The sequence below is a fragment of the Candidatus Stoquefichus massiliensis AP9 genome (assembly GCF_000455285.1).
Taxonomy (GTDB): Bacteria; Bacillota_I; Bacilli_A; order Erysipelotrichales; family Coprobacillaceae; genus Stoquefichus; species Stoquefichus massiliensis.
Genome location: NZ_HG005285.1, coordinates 253,746 through 270,521, shown reverse-complemented (window position 1 = coordinate 270,521; position 16,776 = coordinate 253,746). Strand labels below are relative to the sequence as shown.

17 protein-coding genes and 1 other annotated feature are annotated in these 16,776 nt (G+C 30.3%); all 17 genes read left to right on the top strand.

The features are described 5' to 3' along the window. Positions 1–5 precede the first annotated feature (5 nt). Positions 6–74, top strand: a sequence feature (ribosomal protein L21 leader region). A gap of 19 nt (positions 75–93) precedes the next feature. The 17 genes from rplU to BN350_RS03480 all read left to right on the top strand — a co-directional run bounded on the left by rplU (position 94) and on the right by BN350_RS03480 (position 16,756). Then, positions 94–456, top strand: a complete 363-nt coding sequence (rplU, locus tag BN350_RS03560; protein WP_028042352.1) for a 50S ribosomal protein L21 — start codon at positions 94–96, stop codon at positions 454–456. After that, on the top strand, positions 456–794 hold the full coding sequence (locus BN350_RS03555; protein WP_028042351.1) for a ribosomal-processing cysteine protease Prp: 339 nt from the start codon (positions 456–458) through the stop codon (positions 792–794). Before rplU ends, BN350_RS03555 begins: the two co-directional genes overlap by 1 nt. Further along, entirely contained in the window at positions 784–1,068 is a 285-nt protein-coding gene (gene rpmA, locus BN350_RS03550; RefSeq protein ID WP_028042350.1) for a 50S ribosomal protein L27, read from the top strand. The genes BN350_RS03555 and rpmA overlap by 11 nt, the downstream gene beginning before the upstream one ends. Positions 1,069–1,125: 57 nt before the next feature. Beyond that, entirely contained in the window at positions 1,126–2,412 is a 1,287-nt protein-coding gene (gene obgE, locus BN350_RS03545; protein WP_028042349.1) for a GTPase ObgE, read from the top strand. 14 nt (positions 2,413–2,426) lie between these two features. After that, positions 2,427–3,110, top strand: coding sequence for a DUF554 domain-containing protein (locus BN350_RS03540; protein WP_028042348.1), 684 nt, complete (start codon positions 2,427–2,429; stop codon positions 3,108–3,110). A gap of 86 nt (positions 3,111–3,196) precedes the next feature. Then, the gene (gene ruvA / locus BN350_RS03535) at positions 3,197–3,763 is read left to right on the top strand and encodes a Holliday junction branch migration protein RuvA (RefSeq protein ID WP_028042347.1); all 567 of its coding nucleotides are present in this window, start codon (positions 3,197–3,199) and stop codon (positions 3,761–3,763) included. Positions 3,764–3,773: 10 nt separating this feature from the next. Then, on the top strand, positions 3,774–4,766 hold the full coding sequence (gene ruvB / locus BN350_RS03530; protein WP_028042346.1) for a Holliday junction branch migration DNA helicase RuvB: 993 nt from the start codon (positions 3,774–3,776) through the stop codon (positions 4,764–4,766). A gap of 28 nt (positions 4,767–4,794) precedes the next feature. Further along, positions 4,795–5,268, top strand: a complete 474-nt coding sequence (locus BN350_RS03525) for a ComEA family DNA-binding protein (protein WP_044600095.1) — start codon at positions 4,795–4,797, stop codon at positions 5,266–5,268. Continuing rightward, a complete protein-coding gene (locus BN350_RS03520) occupies positions 5,259–7,247 on the top strand; it encodes a DNA internalization-related competence protein ComEC/Rec2 (RefSeq protein WP_028042344.1) in 1,989 nt (662 codons plus the stop codon). The genes BN350_RS03525 and BN350_RS03520 overlap by 10 nt, the downstream gene beginning before the upstream one ends. 3 nt (positions 7,248–7,250) lie before the next feature. Continuing rightward, on the top strand, positions 7,251–8,258 hold the full coding sequence (gene holA / locus BN350_RS03515) for a DNA polymerase III subunit delta (protein ID WP_231385227.1): 1,008 nt from the start codon (positions 7,251–7,253) through the stop codon (positions 8,256–8,258). After that, entirely contained in the window at positions 8,246–9,451 is a 1,206-nt protein-coding gene (locus BN350_RS03510; RefSeq protein WP_028042342.1) for an L-serine ammonia-lyase, iron-sulfur-dependent, subunit alpha, read from the top strand. The genes holA and BN350_RS03510 overlap by 13 nt, the downstream gene beginning before the upstream one ends. Beyond that, positions 9,451–10,536, top strand: coding sequence for a radical SAM family heme chaperone HemW (hemW, locus tag BN350_RS03505; protein ID WP_028042341.1), 1,086 nt, complete (start codon positions 9,451–9,453; stop codon positions 10,534–10,536). The genes BN350_RS03510 and hemW overlap by 1 nt, the downstream gene beginning before the upstream one ends. Before the next feature lie 85 nt (positions 10,537–10,621). Beyond that, entirely contained in the window at positions 10,622–11,317 is a 696-nt protein-coding gene (locus tag BN350_RS03500; protein WP_028042340.1) for a LytR/AlgR family response regulator transcription factor, read from the top strand. Next, positions 11,318–12,607 (top strand): sensor histidine kinase, encoded by a 1,290-nt coding sequence (locus BN350_RS03495; protein ID WP_049945499.1) that lies wholly within the window; start codon positions 11,318–11,320, stop codon positions 12,605–12,607. A gap of 219 nt (positions 12,608–12,826) precedes the next feature. After that, the gene (locus BN350_RS03490) at positions 12,827–15,037 is read left to right on the top strand and encodes a peptidase domain-containing ABC transporter (protein ID WP_028042338.1); all 2,211 of its coding nucleotides are present in this window, start codon (positions 12,827–12,829) and stop codon (positions 15,035–15,037) included. Continuing rightward, entirely contained in the window at positions 15,030–15,497 is a 468-nt protein-coding gene (locus BN350_RS03485) for a hypothetical protein (RefSeq protein WP_028042337.1), read from the top strand. Before BN350_RS03490 ends, BN350_RS03485 begins: the two co-directional genes overlap by 8 nt. Beyond that, a complete protein-coding gene (locus tag BN350_RS03480) occupies positions 15,494–16,756 on the top strand; it encodes a beta-barrel domain-containing protein (RefSeq protein ID WP_028042336.1) in 1,263 nt (420 codons plus the stop codon). Before BN350_RS03485 ends, BN350_RS03480 begins: the two co-directional genes overlap by 4 nt. The last annotated feature ends 20 nt before the right edge of the window (positions 16,757–16,776 follow it).

Sequence of the window (16,776 nt, the reverse complement as noted above, 5' to 3'; positions counted from 1 at the left end):
TAGACCTCTAGCTACAACCGCACATAAAAGGTATTAAAGCACAGCTGCCTTGGTTGGCGAGTCTGAGATAAATACGAAAGAAGGAGGTACATCATGTACGCAATTATTGAAACTGGTGGAAAACAATTAAAAGTAGAAGTTGGAGATACTATTTTTGTAGAAAAATTAGATGTTGCTGAAGGAGAAACTGTTGTTTTAGATAAAGTTTTATTTATTGGTGATAAAACAAGTAAAATCGGTAATCCATATATTAAGGGTGCAACTGTTACTGCTAAAGTAGAAAAACAAGGGAAAGAAAAGAAAGTTGTTATTTTCAAATATAATCCTAAAAAACATTATCATAAGAAACAAGGTCATAGACAACCTTATACAAAATTAGTCATTGAAGATATTAAGAAAACTGCAAGAAAAGCTGCTGCTAAAAAAGAAGAAACAGTTGCTGAAACTGCAGAATAATGATTGAAGTTATTGTTAAAGAAAAAGAACAGGAAATCGTAGAAATCGGAGTATCTGGTCATGCTGATAGTGCTGAACATGGAAAAGATTTGGTTTGTGCAGGAGTGAGTACTGCTTGTGTAGGAATTGCGAATGCATTGGTTAAAAATCATTTTCTAGATGAGCATAAAGGGATACTGGAAGTTCGAGAGGGATTTGTTTATATTAAGGTGAATCATAGTGATTGTGTTATACAGGTGGTACTAGAGACATTTGTAACAATACTTGAAACAATTGAGGAGTCTTATGCAAAATACATGAAGATTAAGAAGATGGAGGTAGGAAACCATGATGTTTAAATTAGATTTACAATTATTCGCTTCTAAAAAAGGAGTTGGATCAACGAAGAATGGTCGTGACTCTCATTCTAAAAGATTAGGAGCTAAGTTGTCTGATGGACAATTCTGTACTGCTGGTTCTATCATTTACAGACAAAGAGGAACAAAGATTCATCCTGGTGTGAATGTTGGAAAAGGTGGAGATGACACTTTATTTGCTAAAGTAGATGGTGTTGTTAAATTCGAAAGAGACGGAAGAACAAGAAAGAAAGTTTCTGTTTACCCAGTAGCTTAATGGGGAACCCCTTAAATGGGGTTCTTTTTTTGAAAAAGAAGGAAAGAAGGTGGAAGAATGAAATTTATAGATAAAGTCAATATTTATGTTGAGGCGGGTAAAGGTGGCGATGGAGTTGTCGCCTTTAGGCGTGAAGCGTATGTACCAAAAGGGGGACCTGCTGGTGGTGATGGTGGAAAAGGTGGTAGTATTATTTTTGAAGCAACAACTTCTTTATCCACTTTGTTAGATTTCCGTTATCGTCGTGAATATCGTTCTCAAAATGGTGGTCAAGGTATGGCTAAAAAAATGCATGGTGCTGATGCAAATGATATGATTTTACATGTTCCTGTAGGAACGGTGATTTATGATGAAGATACTGGTAAAATCTTAGCAGATTTAACGCAAGATAAACAACGTGCCATTATTGCAAAAGGTGGCCGTGGTGGTCGTGGGAATGCACGATTTGCAACAAGTCGTAATCCTGCTCCAACCATTTGTGAACGTGGAGAACCTGGGGAAAAGCATAATTTAGTCTGTGAGTTAAAATTGTTGGCTGATGTAGGTCTTGTGGGTTTCCCATCAGTTGGAAAATCAACATTTCTATCTGTTGTTACACGAGCGAAACCAGAAATTGCTGATTATCATTTTACAACAATTGTTCCTAATTTAGGTGTTGTACAGGCAAAAGATGGACGTTCATTTGTTATGGCAGATTTACCTGGACTCATTGAAGGTGCAAGCCAAGGAAAAGGCTTAGGTCATCAGTTTTTAAGACATATTGAAAGATGTCGTGTTATTGTTCATGTCATTGATATGGGTGGAACTGAAGGTCGAGATCCTTATGAAGATTATTTAGCTATTAATAAAGAGTTAGGTGAATACAAATATCGTTTATTAGAAAGACCACAGATCATTATTGCAAATAAGATGGATGAACCCCTGGCTGAAGAAAATTTGAAGAATTTTAAAGAAAAAATTAGTGAGGATATTCCTGTATTTCCAGTCATAGCATTAATTCAGGAAGGCGTAGATATGCCTTTATATGCAATCGCTGATTTATTAGAAAAAACACCATCATTTGCAACAGTTGAAGAAGAAATGGAAAACAGTGTTCTTTATACTTATGAAAGTGATGATGAAATTGGATTTGAAATCTTAAATGAAGGTAATGGAAATTGGCGTGTAACAGGTTCGAAAGTTGAAAGGATTGTTCAAATGTCATCACTTGGCAGTGATGATGGTGTGAAACGTTTTGCACAAAAAATGCGAAATATTGGTTTAGATGATGCTTTACGTGTTGCTGGTGTTCAACCTGGAGATACGGTTGCTATTTTAGACTTTGAATTTGAATTTTATGAATAGTAGGGGGAAATAAGATGTTAGGAACAATTGTCAATACTGGAACTGTTCTTTTAGGAAGTCTTATAGGGTTGCTTCTTAATAAAGGAATACCTGAAAGAATTGCAAATCAAATGATGAAAGCACTTGGATTATGTACAATATTTATTGGTGTTCAAGGGGCTTTTAAGGGTGAAAATACTTTGATTATGATTATTTCAATGGTGATTGGTGTTGTCATTGGTGAAGGAATTGACATTGATCGTAGAGTCACAGGTATTGTGAATCGTTTAGAGAAAAAATTCGTAAAAAAACAAACAGGAAAACATTCTCTTTCTGAAGGTTTGATTACATCAAGTTTATTATTTTGTGTTGGTTCTATGACTATTGTTGGCTGTTTAAATGCTGGATTGCTGAATGATAATACAATGCTTTATACAAAAGCAACACTTGATTTTTGTTCATCCATGATTTTTGCATCAACATTAGGTGTTGGGGTCATGTTAGCAGGTGGCGTTGTACTTGTTTATCAAGGCGGTTTAACAATGCTAGCAACTCTTGCTGCACCCCTTTTAACAGCATCGGTCATTAATGAAATGACTTGTGTCGGTTCATTGGTCATTATTGCAACCGGTTTTAATTTACTTGGTATAACAAAAATTAAGTTGATGAATTATATTCCAGCCATGTTCTTACCTATTATTCTTTGTTTATTTATGTAAAAAAGTGAGAAAATTTATTCTCATTTTTTTATTTCCTGTATTTCTATGTTATAATGGATACAATGTTATGAAATAGGAGTAATGATATGTATAGTTATATAAAAGGTGTTATTGTAGATATGGCAAGAGATCATATTGTTGTGGATAATCAGGGGATTGGTTATTTGATTTATGTTTCAAATCCTTATCAGTTTACAAAAGGAAAAGAATCGTTGGTATATGTTTATCAGCAAGTGAAAGAAGATGGGATTTTATTATTTGGTTTTTTAACAAAAGAAGAAAAAGAATTGTTTTTAAAATTAATTCTTGTAAAAGGGATTGGCTGTAAGACAGCCATTGGTATTTTAGCGACTGGTGATGTTCATGCAATTATTCAGGCTATTGAATCAAAAAATATTACATATTTAAAGAAGATTCCTGGTATTGGGCCAAAAGCTGCTCAACAGATTGTCTTGGATTTACAAGGCAAGTTTCAGGCGGTGGCGAGTGAAATGATTCTGACTTCTGTTGAATATGATGAAGCGATTGAAGTTTTAATGGCTTTAGGATATAAACATGCTGATGTGGATAGAGTAATGAATCGTTTATCGCATGAACAATTGGATACAAATGGTTATGTTAAGAAAGCTTTAGGTTTATTAGTGAAGTTATAGGAGGTGTCATATGGATCGTGATATTTTAGATATAGAGGAACATATTGAAGATGATGAAAGTCAATTGCGTCCTCAATCATTTGATGAGTATGTAGGACAGTCTCATTTAAAAGAAAATTTGAAGGTATTTGTAGGGGCTGCTAAGTTAAGAGATGAATCTTTAGATCATGTTTTACTATATGGTCCACCAGGATTAGGAAAGACAACGATGTCAATGATTATTGCGAATGAGATGGGAACACATTTAAAAATGACAACAGGACCAAGTATTGAAAAAACAGGTGATCTGGTTGCCATATTAACATCTTTGGATCCTGGAGATGTCTTATTTATTGATGAAATTCATCGTTTAAACAAGGTTGTTGAAGAAATCTTATATCCAGCCATGGAAGATTTCTGTGTTGATGTTGTGATTGGAAAAGAAGCATCAACAAGATCGATACGAATAGATTTACCACCTTTTACTCTTGTTGGTGCAACAACAAGAGCAGGCGATTTATCAGCGCCTTTGAGAGATCGTTTTGGTATTGTTTCCAAATTAGAGTACTATGATGAGTCAGAATTAACAAAGATTATTGATCGTACAAGTCAAGTCTATCATATGATTATGGAAGATTCTGCAAAAACTGAACTCGCCAAAAGATCAAGAGGAACACCAAGAATAGCGAATCGATTATTTAGAAGAGTGAGAGATTTTGCACAGTATAATGGTGATGAAACAATTACAAAAGAAAGAACTGTAGAAGCCTTGCAAAGATTAAAAGTTGATGAATTAGGATTGGATGATGTCGATCATAAATATCTTTTAGGAATTATTCATCGTTTTAGAGGAGGACCAGTAGGGGTAGAAGCCATTGCAGCTAGTATTGGTGAAGAACCAATGACATTAGAAGATGTCTATGAACCTTACTTATTACAAACTGGTTTAATTAAAAGGACGCCCAGAGGACGTGTTGTTACAGAAATGGCTTATGAGCATTTTCATATTACAAAAGAATCTTAGGATTCTTTTTTTGTTTAAGGAGGAGATTATGAAGAAAAAATATCAAGTTATAGGTATGATCATACTGATTGTCTGTTCTATTCTTTATGAATGGCAACAGCCAGAAAAGAAAACCATACAAGAAGTTCCCCAATCCTATGTCATGCTAGAAGGAGAATTCTTAATGAATGGAAAATATGAATTTACAGGTTCTAAGAAAGTGAGTGATATTGTTTTAGAGGTTGGTGTCAATAAACAGGCCAATCTAGAAGCGTTATCTTTAGATAGGCTCGTTATTGATGAATCTCGTATTTATTTACCATCTCTTCATGAAAATAGTATTTCCTTAAATCATGCCAGTAAAGAAGAACTGATGACATTAAAAGGCGTTGGAGAAAAGACCGCTCAAAAGATTATTGAATATCGTGAGATTCAGCCTTTTATGAGTTTAGAAGAGATTATGAATATCAGCGGGATTGGAGAAAAGACTTATTTAAGGTTAAGGGAATCTTTATGCTTATAAGATATCATCTTTTTTATTATGCTGTCGGATGCTTACTGGTTGTTTTAGGAAAAGTTTTTCATCCATTGTTTTATTTGTTTTATGGGGGTTATTTGTTATGGATGATATGGCGGCTGGGATGGAAATATTGTATAATTTTATTATTTATCTCAATTGGTTTGTTTTTATATCAAATTGAAATCAATGCTTTACCTGATATAGTATCTGGTCAAGTTATTAAAGTAAGTGAGAAATACTGTTATTTCAAGACGGATTTTGGTGTCATAAAGTTATATCATGAGGAAGAATTAAGTTATCATGATGATATTGAAGTAGAAATGGAAAGCATAGAGATGAATGAAAACACGAATGATCATGCTTTTAATGAAAAACTATATCTATATGGACAAGGGATTTATTATAAAGGACGTTGTCAAAAATTAATTTCTAGGCAAAGTCATGAGACGTTTTATCATTGGGTAGAGAGTCGTTTTTCAAAACAGGAGAATGTGAGTGATTATCAAAGATTGTTTTTGCTGGGAGAAAGAAGTGAAAGCATTCAAGAAGATTATCAGCAATTATCACAATTATCACTTGTTCATTTATTTGCATTATCTGGTATGCATATTCATATTTTATTTATTGCATTACAAAGAATTTTTGGTCTGTTTGTACAACAAAGATTCTCTCGCATCATGAGTTATCTCTGTATGGCTATTTATATCTTTTCTATTCCTATGCAAATTTCTTTGTATCGGGCTTTTTTTGTATTAGTTTTATATGATTTATTTAAAAAATGGTTTCATGAGTTAGATGCTCTTTCTTTTCTTGTTATGATTTCATTATTCTATAATCCTTATATTATCTATAATATCTCATTTGTTTTTTCATACTTTGTTTATTTTATTGTGATATTGACTCAAAGATTGCCTCATCAGGCAACACTTATTTATCTTTCTACTCTTCCCATTATTTTAAATCTCAATTATCAGATTTCTCTTATTTCATTACTGATTACACAATTTCTTACTCCATTTGTAGAAATCTTTTATTGTTTGTCAGCTTTATCTATTTTATTTCTTTGGACAACACCATTATTGACTCTATGTGTGACATTGTTTCAAAGTATAATTGCATTTCTCGATGTTTTAAATGTTTTTTTAGTGTTTTCTAAACCAAATCTTCTTTTTATATTTTTGTTTTATATACTGTTTTTTCAAATCATTTATCATTTAGAACTGAAACAATCTATTCAAAAATATATTTCTATAATGATTGCTTTATTCATCTCTTTTTCATTTTATAGTCAATATAAGATATATGGTGAAGTCACAATGATAGATGTAGGACAGGGTGATTGTACACTCATTCGTTTACCAATGAATCAAGGGAATATTTTGATTGATACAGGTGGTATCAAGGATTATGATTTAGCCACTCAAACGATTATTCCTTATTTAAAATCTGTTGGTATTAAAAAATTAGATTATGTTTATATTTCACATGATGATTATGATCATTGTGGAGCATTAGAGTCATTAAAAGAGAATTTTCCTATTAATCATATAATTGAGCATTATGAGAAACATAGAGAAATAGGTTGTGCTACAATTGATATGATTGAAAATCAAAAAGTCTATACAAATACAAATGATCAATCATTAATCATGTATGTACAATTACCAGCCATGTATATCTTATTGACTGGTGATGCATCGACGGAAGTTGAAAATGATTTGTTAAATCAATTAAAAGAACTTAATGTAGATGTTCTTAAAGTCTCTCATCATGGCAGCAAAACAGCTTCGTCACCTCAATTTTTAGATGCTATTTCGCCTAGTATTGCTATGATAGGGGTTAAAAAGAATAATCTTTATCATCATCCTTCCAATGAAGTCATTGATAGATTAAATAGAAAAAACATAACAATTTTAAGAACTGATGAAGATGGGATGTTTCATATACGATTTTATGGAAAATCACGTTACATTTTGAGGTGATTCATGTATAATAAAGAAAGTGAGGTGTTAAAGATGAATTGTGTGATTTATGGTGATGAGAAACTTTTGATGGAACAGAAGTTAAACGCATTAAAAAAGAAGTATGATATTTATGAAGAGAATATGAATATGATGACATATTGGTGTCAGGAAACACCTATGGCTGCGATTATAGAGGATGCTTTAACACCACCTTTTTTATCTGAATATAAGATGATTGTTGTGAGAAATCCACTCTTTTTAACAACTCAAAAACAAAAAGATGTATCTGAAGATGATATCAAGATGCTTTTAGAATATTTATCTCGAGAGAATCCAACAACAATTTTCATTATTTATCATGATCAAAGAAATTTTGATGAAAGAAAGAAAGTTGTGAAAGCATTAAGGAAAAGTACCCAGTTTATTGATGTTGAAAAAATGGATTATCATCAATTATATAAAGCAACATCAGTTGCGATAAAAAAAAGAGGATGTGAAATTGAAGAAGATGCTTTAGAATTGTTTTTATCTCGGATGCCTAATGATTTATTAGAAATATCACAGGAAGTAAATAAGCTCTGCTTATATTCACATCATATTACAAGAGAAGTTATTGACAAGATGGTTGTTAAACAAGTAGAAGAGAATGTTTTTGAACTTACAAAAGCTATCTTAAATAAAGAGTTAGCGAAAAGTGTCCAAATCTATAAAGATTTGGTTATGAATAATGAAGAACCAATCAAATTGATTGTTTTGATTGCCAATTCTATGCGTTTATTATATCAAGTGAAACTTTTAGATCGTAAAGGCTATAATGATCGAGAAATAGGACAAATATTAGCTTTGAATCCCTATCGTTTAAAATATATAAGACAAGATGGGAAAGATTATGAAATTAAAGAATTACTGACTAAAATAGAAGAATTATCACAATTAGATGTTGATATCAAGACTGGTAAGATTGATAGATATCGGGGTCTAGAGTTGTTTTTAATGCGTTTAGGAGGAAATCATGAATGGAATCATTAAGAGAATTATATAAAATAGGAGTTGGACCATCATCATCACATACCATGGGACCACAACGAGCAGCCAAACGAGTTTTAGAACTTTATCCCAATGCTTCACGCTTTCATGTTGACTTGCATGGATCACTTGCGTTGACAGGAAAAGGACATTTAACTGATTATATTATTGAAAAAACATTGGCACCTCTTCCTGTAACTTTTTCATTTAAGAGTGATGCTTTATCTTATCATCCTAATGGGATGATAATTCATGTTTTTGATGAGTCTGATTGTGAAATCAAGGCGATTGAAGTTTATTCTGTAGGTGGAGGTTCGATTTTATTTAAAGGTGATATGGAAGAACTACCAAAACAAGTTTATTTACAAAAGAATATGGATGAAATACTAGAGTATGTCGATACCCATGGTATATCCTTATATGAATATGTTTTATTAAATGAAGGTGAAAATTTTGATCACTATCTTTCAGATATTTTAGAAGCCATGTTTTTAAGTGTCGAGAATGGTTTACAAAAAGAAGGGATTATTCATGGCAGATTGAAACTCAAAAGAGTTGCGAAATCAATGTTTCAACAGGCTCAAAATACGAGACGTGAAGCAGATCGTGAAAGATTATTTATAAGCAGTTATGCTTATGCAGTGGCAGAAGAAAATGCTGATGGTGGACAGATTGTCACGGCACCAACATGTGGAGCGAGTGGTATTATGCCAGCAATATTATATTATTGTTATAAACAATTACATATTGAAAAGAAGGATTTGATTAAGGCTCTAGCTATTGGTGGATTATTTGGAAATGTTGTCAAATCAAATGCAACAATATCTGGAGCTGATGGAGGATGTCAGGCTGAGGTTGGAACAGCATGTGCAATGGCAGCTGCAACTATGGCTTGGATTTATGAGTTGAATAATTCATTGATAGAATACGCGGCTGAAATGGGACTAGAACATAATTTAGGTTTAACATGTGATCCAGTAGGAGGATATGTACAAATACCTTGTATTGAAAGAAATGGATATGGTTCATTACGTGCATTAGATGCAGCAATGATGGCAAAACAGCTCGGTTACTTACGTAAAAACAAAGTTTCATTTGATACTATTGTGAAAGTCATGAAAGAAACAGGAAAAGACTTATCAAGTGCTTATAAAGAAACTTCACTTGGTGGTTTAGCAAAGGAATTTGGCTTATAATGAGATATTTGTATGTTCATATTCCTTTTTGTGACCATATTTGTTTCTATTGTGATTTTTGTAAAGTTTTTTACAAGGAAGATTGGTCTGATCAGTATTTAGATGCTTTAGCTTATGAGATTCAAGATAAACATATAGAAGGATCATTTGATACAATTTATATTGGTGGAGGAACGCCCAGTTCTTTATCAATAAAACAATTAACAAAATTATTTGAAATCTTAAAGCCTTTTTCTAAAAATACAAAAGAATATAGTTTTGAAGTCAACCCTGAATCAATGAATGAAGAGAAATTAGATTTAATGGTGTCATATCATATTAATCGTATCAGTGTTGGCGTCCAGACATTTCGTAATCATTTATTGAAATATATTGGTAGACATCATACATCTCTTCAGGCATATGAACTTATTAAACTCATTCATTCAAAAGGCATTGATGATATTAATGTTGATTTGATGTATGGACTGCCTAATCAAGTCTTAGATGATATTAATAAGGATTTATATATTCTTGAGAAACTACCAATATCTCATGTTTCTATTTATTCATTAATATTAGAAGAACACACTGCTTTAGAGATTCAAGGTTATCATCCTTTAAATGATGAAGAAGATGCTAATTGGTATCGAGAAATCAATTATACATTAGGAAAACTTAGTTTTACACATTATGAAGTCAGTAATTACTATCGTACAAAACCCTCGCTTCATAATTTAGCTTATTGGCAATATCAGGATTATCAGGGAATTGGATTATCTGCGCATTCTTTACTCAATCATCAGCGTATTGAAAATACAAATAGTTTAACACAATATCTTAAACATCACTATTTAAAAGAAATCATCCCATTAAGTCAAAAAGATGAACTCTTCGAAAAAATCATGATGGGATTAAGATTAACTGAAGGTATTAGTATTTCTGAAATGAATACATTATTTGATATTGATTTCTTATCGAAATACCAAACTCCTATTCAAAAATATCAAGAACTTGATATGTTAGAAATCGTTGATAATCATTTAAGAGTAACAACCTTAGGTATGAATTACTTAAATACAATTTTAGTGGATTTCTTAGACTAATGAGAACAGTTTCAATACTGTTCTTTTTGATATCTTACTCAATGATTAAATATATGTTATAATTATCACAAGGGGATGATGGAAGATGGATGAATTAAAGATTGTGATTTGCGATGATGATCAAATGATACAAAGACAAGTAAAAGATATGATCAAAAAATATTTTTCAAACAAACATATAAAAATACACATAGAATTATTTAATGATGGGGAAGAATTGTTAAAAGATTCAGAGGTCTATAAAATTATTATATTAGATATTGAAATGAAAAGAAAAGATGGGCTTGAAGTTAGTGAGGTTTTAGAATGGAATAATGTACCATCAAAAATTATTTTCTTAACTGATCATGATGAATTAATGGAAAAAGCATTTGGAATATGCGTTTGTGGTTTTGTGAAAAAAAACAATATAACAGGAATTTACCCTTATTTAGATAAGATAATGAAAAAGTATAATGCACATCAAATGATTTCTTTAGCAGGAGAAAAAATTGATAAATATGATATATTGTATATCAAAGGATGCCGTTCTTATTGCACTGTATATCTATGTAATCAAACAAATAAGATTGTTAGAAATTGTTTGTCAGACATGGAACAATTATTATATAAAGATTTATTTATAAGGGTACATCGTTCTTATATAGTCAATGTTATACATATTAAAAAATGTGAAACTAATAAAGTGATTTTGAAAAACAACGTGGTTATACCTGTGTCGAAAAGATATCAGGACTTATTAGAAAATGCATTCTTTGAGTATATAGGGAGATTGAAGTAAATGATTAGATATTTATTGTGGGGATTTTATCAGTTTGTTGATATTTCACTATATATTATTTTAGCTTTCGCTATTTTTGAAAATGATATGAAAAAAGGTGTGAAAAACTATTTATTCTTAGCAATTATTTTCTTATTGTTTTGTTTCTTTGGAAAATTGATTTCTATAGATATTTTAATACTTGCGCCTTTTGTCATATTGTTTTTAGCAACACAAGCAAAATTGTTAAAAAGAGTATGGATTACTTTTTCGACAATCAGTTTTATTTTAATGATTCAACAATTTGTTTCATTAATCATAAATCCTCAAATATTTTTAACTTCTCAGATGAATTCATTTGGTGTTATTAATGCATATATGGGAATTAGCATTTTAATTGTTGCGGGGATTATTAAATTTATAAAGATGAGAAAAATGAATGACTTTCATTTTGATGATATACCTTCATATTTGTATATGAATATTATATTAGGATTATGTGCTGGTGTATTTCCATTAACGATTATCAATTATCTAGGGAAAGAACTATTAGGAAGATTATATTATTTGATTATGTTTGTATCATATTTAGGATTAATATGTACTACCATTACTGTTATTCTTTTTATAAAGAATTTTCAAGAAAAAAATAAATATTTTGATGAAAGTCAACTTAAAGATGAACTATTAATGATGCAAAATGAATACTATGATGAAACTGTTAAAAATTATGAATATATTCGTTCATTTAAACATGATATTAAAGGACATTTAAGAACTCTTTTACATTTAGAAAAAACACAAAATTATAATGAATTACATGATTATTTAATTGAACTTCAAGATACAATACAAGAATATGGTATATTTCAGTGTTCAAACATTTATATTGCAGCTGTACTCAATTCGTTTCAAAAAACGATTGAAGATAAGCAAATTCAATTAAATATCCAATATTTTGTTAATGGAAATATAGAAGTTGAGTCCATTGATATTTGTTCGCTCTTTCATAATTTGCTGAGTAATGCAATTGAAGAAGAAATGAAAGTTAATGATTTTTCAAGAGAGATATCTATAACTATTATGAATTTTGAAAATCACTTAAAAATAGAAATAATAAATCATGTTACAAAAGAATTTAATATTGATAATATAGAACAGATGAAAACAACAAAATCTAATTATAGAGATCATGGTATTGGGCTTAAGAATATTCAAAATATCATAAATAAATATCATGGTCGAATGACATATGAATATAATAAAAGACAATTGACAATGGTTATTATTTTACAAGATGTTGTAAAATAATAATATATGATGATTGAATGAAGTAGTGGAGAAAATTTATAATAAATTTTCTCTTTTTTTGTCATTCGGAACAAAAACAGTACCCTTCGGAACAAATATATTCAAAAAATCTCTCATATAAATTAAGTTTATTTTCAAGGAGGGATCAATATGTATTATAGATTATGGGTTCTTATTATGAAACTATTAAAAGGATGAAAATGAGGGGAGAAAAGATATATGTTTAGAAAATATCCATGTACTATGCAGCATGATGCGTCAGATTGTGCAGCTGCTGCATTATCAACAGTCATGCTTGTTTACAGACAAGAAATGTCTTTAATGAAAATAAGAGAAATTATTGGAACAGATCTTTATGGAACAAGTGTGAAGGGAATTGTTGATGGGTTAGAAAAAATGAAATTCCAGGTGAAAGCAGTACGTGTAGAGATAAAAGGTATAACAGATGATATGACATATCCAACTATTGCACAAATACATACAAAAGAAGGACTGGATCATTTTGTTGTGATTCAAAAAGTAAAGAATGAAACTTTTTATATTTCTGATCCTGCAAAAGGAAATTTGAAATTGAAAAGAAATGAGTTTCAAGAATTATACACAGGTGTTCTGATTATGATGATTCCAACATCTGAGTTTGAACGTATGAAATATAAAGATAAAGGAATGTGGGATTTATTTTGTGCTTTGATATTACCACAAAAGAAATTACTATTGACAATTATTCTTGCCAGCTTTGTATTAAGTATTATAGGCATATTATCAAGTACTTTTTCTAAGGTTTTAATGGATGAAATTATTCCCTATCAACTTAAAAATAAACTTTATATATTTTTACTAGCTTATGGAATTGTTATATTATTTCAAAACTTATTATCAGCTTTTAAACAACAGATTATCTTATTTCTCTCAAGAAAGGTTGATATCCCATTATTGATGGGATATTACAACCATATTATCCATTTACCTTATGTGTTTTTTGCGTCTAGAAGAGTAGGAGATATTATTACAAGATTTCAAGATGCATTGACTATTAAAGATATTTTTACAACTGTATCTGTTTCATTAGTGTTAGATATTGTTTTGTCAGTAATTGCAGCCATTATATTATTTAGTCTCAATGCAAGCTTGTTTCTTATATTAATTGTAATGGTTATTGTTGATATCATTCTTATTTATGTTTTTAAGAAACCCTATAAGAAATTAAATTATGAACAAATGGAATCAAATGCTATGATGAATAGTCATTTGATTGAATCAATGCAAAATATTGAAACAGTCAAATCACAAAATGATGAAATACAACAGATTTATAAATTAGAAAATCGTTTTGTTTCATTATTAAAATTAGGATATAAAGAAGGAACATTACAAAATGTACAAGGTGTTATTTCCAATTTTATTGATTCATTAGGTGGATTAGTATTTATGGCAATTGGAGCAATGTTTATTATAGATGGGAAAATGAGTATTGGGGATTTATTGGTATTTCAGACATTAAGTCAATATTTTACTGAACCTATTCAAAGTTTAGTCTCTTTACAATTGACATTTCAGGAAGCAGATATAGCAATGACAAGACTCAATGAACTCATGTCATTAGATAGGGAAGATGAACATCAGGAAGATTTAATCAAGGATATTGATTTATCAGGTGATATATGTTTTGAAAATGTATGTTTTGCTTATGGATCAAGACCACCAGTTATTAAGGACTTTCATCTTACAATTCCAAGTGGAAAAAGAGTCGCATTAGTTGGAGAAAGTGGTGCTGGGAAAAGTACTATTGCAAAACTTCTATTAAGATTTATGAATGTTAATGAAGGAAAGATTACAATCAATGGTTATAATGTTCATGATATAGATGAAACTTATTTAAGAAAAAATATTGCTTATATTCCACAAAATATAGAACTCTTTACAGGGACAATCATAGATAACTTAAAAATTGGAAATCCAGAAGCAAAATATGAAGAAATCATGACAGCATGTCAGATGGCAGGAGCGAGTTCTTTCATAGAAAGATTACCTAATCGTTATGGAGCGTTTATTGAAGAGGGTGGTAGTAATTTATCTGGTGGTGAAAAACAAAGATTAGCCATTGCTAGAGCTATTCTTTCTAAATCTCAAATCTTTATCTTTGATGAAGCAACAAGCAATCTTGATTCATTTAGTGAAAGAAAGATACATGATTTATTGTTTAAAAAGATTAGAAATACAACAACAATTATTATTGCTCATCGTTTATTAACAATCATCAACTGTGATCTTATTTGTTTTATTGAAAATGGGAAAATCATTGAACAAGGAACTCATGATGAACTGATGGCAATGAATGGTCAGTATGCAAAGATGATTTCTTTACAAAACATGACAATGCAAAAAGTCAATAAAACAGTAGTAGATGAGGAGGAAATCAATTATGGCTAAGTTAGAAGTATTAGAAAATAAAAAATTAGTTTTAAAAAATGTTCTCAAAAAAGAATTAAGGGGAATTTCTTTTGAAGATATAGATCAGCAAATTAATAAGTTCGCAAATAAACTAGATATACTTAAAGTTCAAGTCTTTGGTCCATTGGTTATCAAATCTTGTGGAACAAATATTTTAGAAGATGGCAATATCACAACAGATTATGACTTACTTATTCAGGCTCATGATTATAAACAATATAAAAATGAATTTCAAATTATTGATAAATTAGAATGCCCTCATTGTGTTTATATTCATTATGAGGGTGATCCATTAGAAATCAATTTTGCTAATTCAAAATTAGATCTATATTTTTATGAAAATGATTTAGAAAGCACTGGTGAAAGCTATACTGTCTGTATTCACGATAGTGAAGAATATGTCATTACAGATTTCTTTAGACCGGTGATGCAGTTATGAAACTTTATCAAAAATCAGAACTCAATGATTCACGTATTTTCTTTGATAAACAGCCACCTATGTTTCTGACCATCTTTATTGTGTTTATTCTTTTCATGATTATATTTGCAATTTGGATGAGTTCCTGGATGAGTAAATCTTATATTGTTGAAGCGAGTGGAACAATCACAACATCAGATAATATTTATATCAGTTCTTTATCTGATGGCGTTCTTACAAATTTGAAAATAAAAGAAGGAACTTTCGTTAAAAAAGGAGATGTTTTATTTGAAATTTCTACGGGTAGTGAAGGCATCCAATATAGTGCCTTGCAGAGACAAATATCCAATATAAAAGATAAAATTACTGCAATTAATAAATATATTGATTCATTAAATAAACAGAAGAACAAAATGTATAATTCAGGCATAGAACAAGAATATTATGAAAAAGTCAGATATTATTTATCATCATTAGATGATGAAAATCAAACAAAAGAAAATAACCAAAACTCACTCAAACAAAAAGAAGAAAAGAAAACAAAGAAAGAACAAGAAATCCAATCTTTAAAAGATCAGATTTCTAAACTTAAAGATACAGAAGAAGATAAAATCAAAAAAGAAGAACTCAATTCTTCCTTAGAAACAAAACAATCTGAATTAGAATCTTTACAAGAAGAAATCAATCAGTTAAATCAAACAAGTTCTTCACAAGCTGAACAAACAAAGATTCAGTTAATTAGTGAAGCAGGGAATACCCGTACAACCTTACAATCAACTTTAGTTGAACTAGAAGGACAGTTAAAAGCATATCAGTCACAAGATGCACTTACAACAGTAGAAGCATCTCAGAATGGTTATGTCCATTATCTTTCAACAATTAAAGAAGGGGTTACTATTCAAAAAGGACAGACAGTTGCTGAAATCAGTACCAATAAGGATGATCAAATGATTGTAGAAGCATACATAAAGGCAACTGATATCTCTAAGGTACAACTTAACAATGATGTGAAGGTTGCGATTAATGGAGTCAATATACAAAAGTATGGAACATTGAATGGAAAACTTGTTTCCATAGATTCAGGAACACTAACACAAGAAACAGAACAAGGAAATATTGTGTTATATAAGTGTCTTGTTTCCTTAGACAATAAGCAACTCCATTCAACAGATGGAGCTAAGATAGATGTTATAAAATCAATGCCAGTTGTTGCAAGGATTGTTTATGAGAAAGAAACATATCTAGATTGGCTATTAGAATTATTGAGTTTTAGGAATTAATATGGTATAAAGTAGAGTAT

What these genes read in the sequence shown, in the direction of transcription:
- rplU (WP_028042352.1), top strand. Translation starts at nt 94, where the DNA reads ATGTACGCAATTATTGAAACTGGTGGAAAACAATTAAAAGTAGAAGTT.
- BN350_RS03555 (WP_028042351.1), top strand. Translation starts at nt 456, where the DNA reads ATGATTGAAGTTATTGTTAAAGAAAAAGAACAGGAAATCGTAGAAATC.
- rpmA (WP_028042350.1), top strand. Translation starts at nt 784, where the DNA reads ATGATGTTTAAATTAGATTTACAATTATTCGCTTCTAAAAAAGGAGTT.
- obgE (WP_028042349.1), top strand. Translation starts at nt 1,126, where the DNA reads ATGAAATTTATAGATAAAGTCAATATTTATGTTGAGGCGGGTAAAGGT.
- BN350_RS03540 (WP_028042348.1), top strand. Translation starts at nt 2,427, where the DNA reads ATGTTAGGAACAATTGTCAATACTGGAACTGTTCTTTTAGGAAGTCTT.
- ruvA (WP_028042347.1), top strand. Translation starts at nt 3,197, where the DNA reads ATGTATAGTTATATAAAAGGTGTTATTGTAGATATGGCAAGAGATCAT.
- ruvB (WP_028042346.1), top strand. Translation starts at nt 3,774, where the DNA reads ATGGATCGTGATATTTTAGATATAGAGGAACATATTGAAGATGATGAA.
- BN350_RS03525 (WP_044600095.1), top strand. Translation starts at nt 4,795, where the DNA reads ATGAAGAAAAAATATCAAGTTATAGGTATGATCATACTGATTGTCTGT.
- BN350_RS03520 (WP_028042344.1), top strand. Translation starts at nt 5,259, where the DNA reads ATGCTTATAAGATATCATCTTTTTTATTATGCTGTCGGATGCTTACTG.
- holA (WP_231385227.1), top strand. Translation starts at nt 7,251, where the DNA reads ATGTATAATAAAGAAAGTGAGGTGTTAAAGATGAATTGTGTGATTTAT.
- BN350_RS03510 (WP_028042342.1), top strand. Translation starts at nt 8,246, where the DNA reads ATGGAATCATTAAGAGAATTATATAAAATAGGAGTTGGACCATCATCA.
- hemW (WP_028042341.1), top strand. Translation starts at nt 9,451, where the DNA reads ATGAGATATTTGTATGTTCATATTCCTTTTTGTGACCATATTTGTTTC.
- BN350_RS03500 (WP_028042340.1), top strand. Translation starts at nt 10,622, where the DNA reads ATGGATGAATTAAAGATTGTGATTTGCGATGATGATCAAATGATACAA.
- BN350_RS03495 (WP_049945499.1), top strand. Translation starts at nt 11,318, where the DNA reads ATGATTAGATATTTATTGTGGGGATTTTATCAGTTTGTTGATATTTCA.
- BN350_RS03490 (WP_028042338.1), top strand. Translation starts at nt 12,827, where the DNA reads ATGTTTAGAAAATATCCATGTACTATGCAGCATGATGCGTCAGATTGT.
- BN350_RS03485 (WP_028042337.1), top strand. Translation starts at nt 15,030, where the DNA reads ATGGCTAAGTTAGAAGTATTAGAAAATAAAAAATTAGTTTTAAAAAAT.
- BN350_RS03480 (WP_028042336.1), top strand. Translation starts at nt 15,494, where the DNA reads ATGAAACTTTATCAAAAATCAGAACTCAATGATTCACGTATTTTCTTT.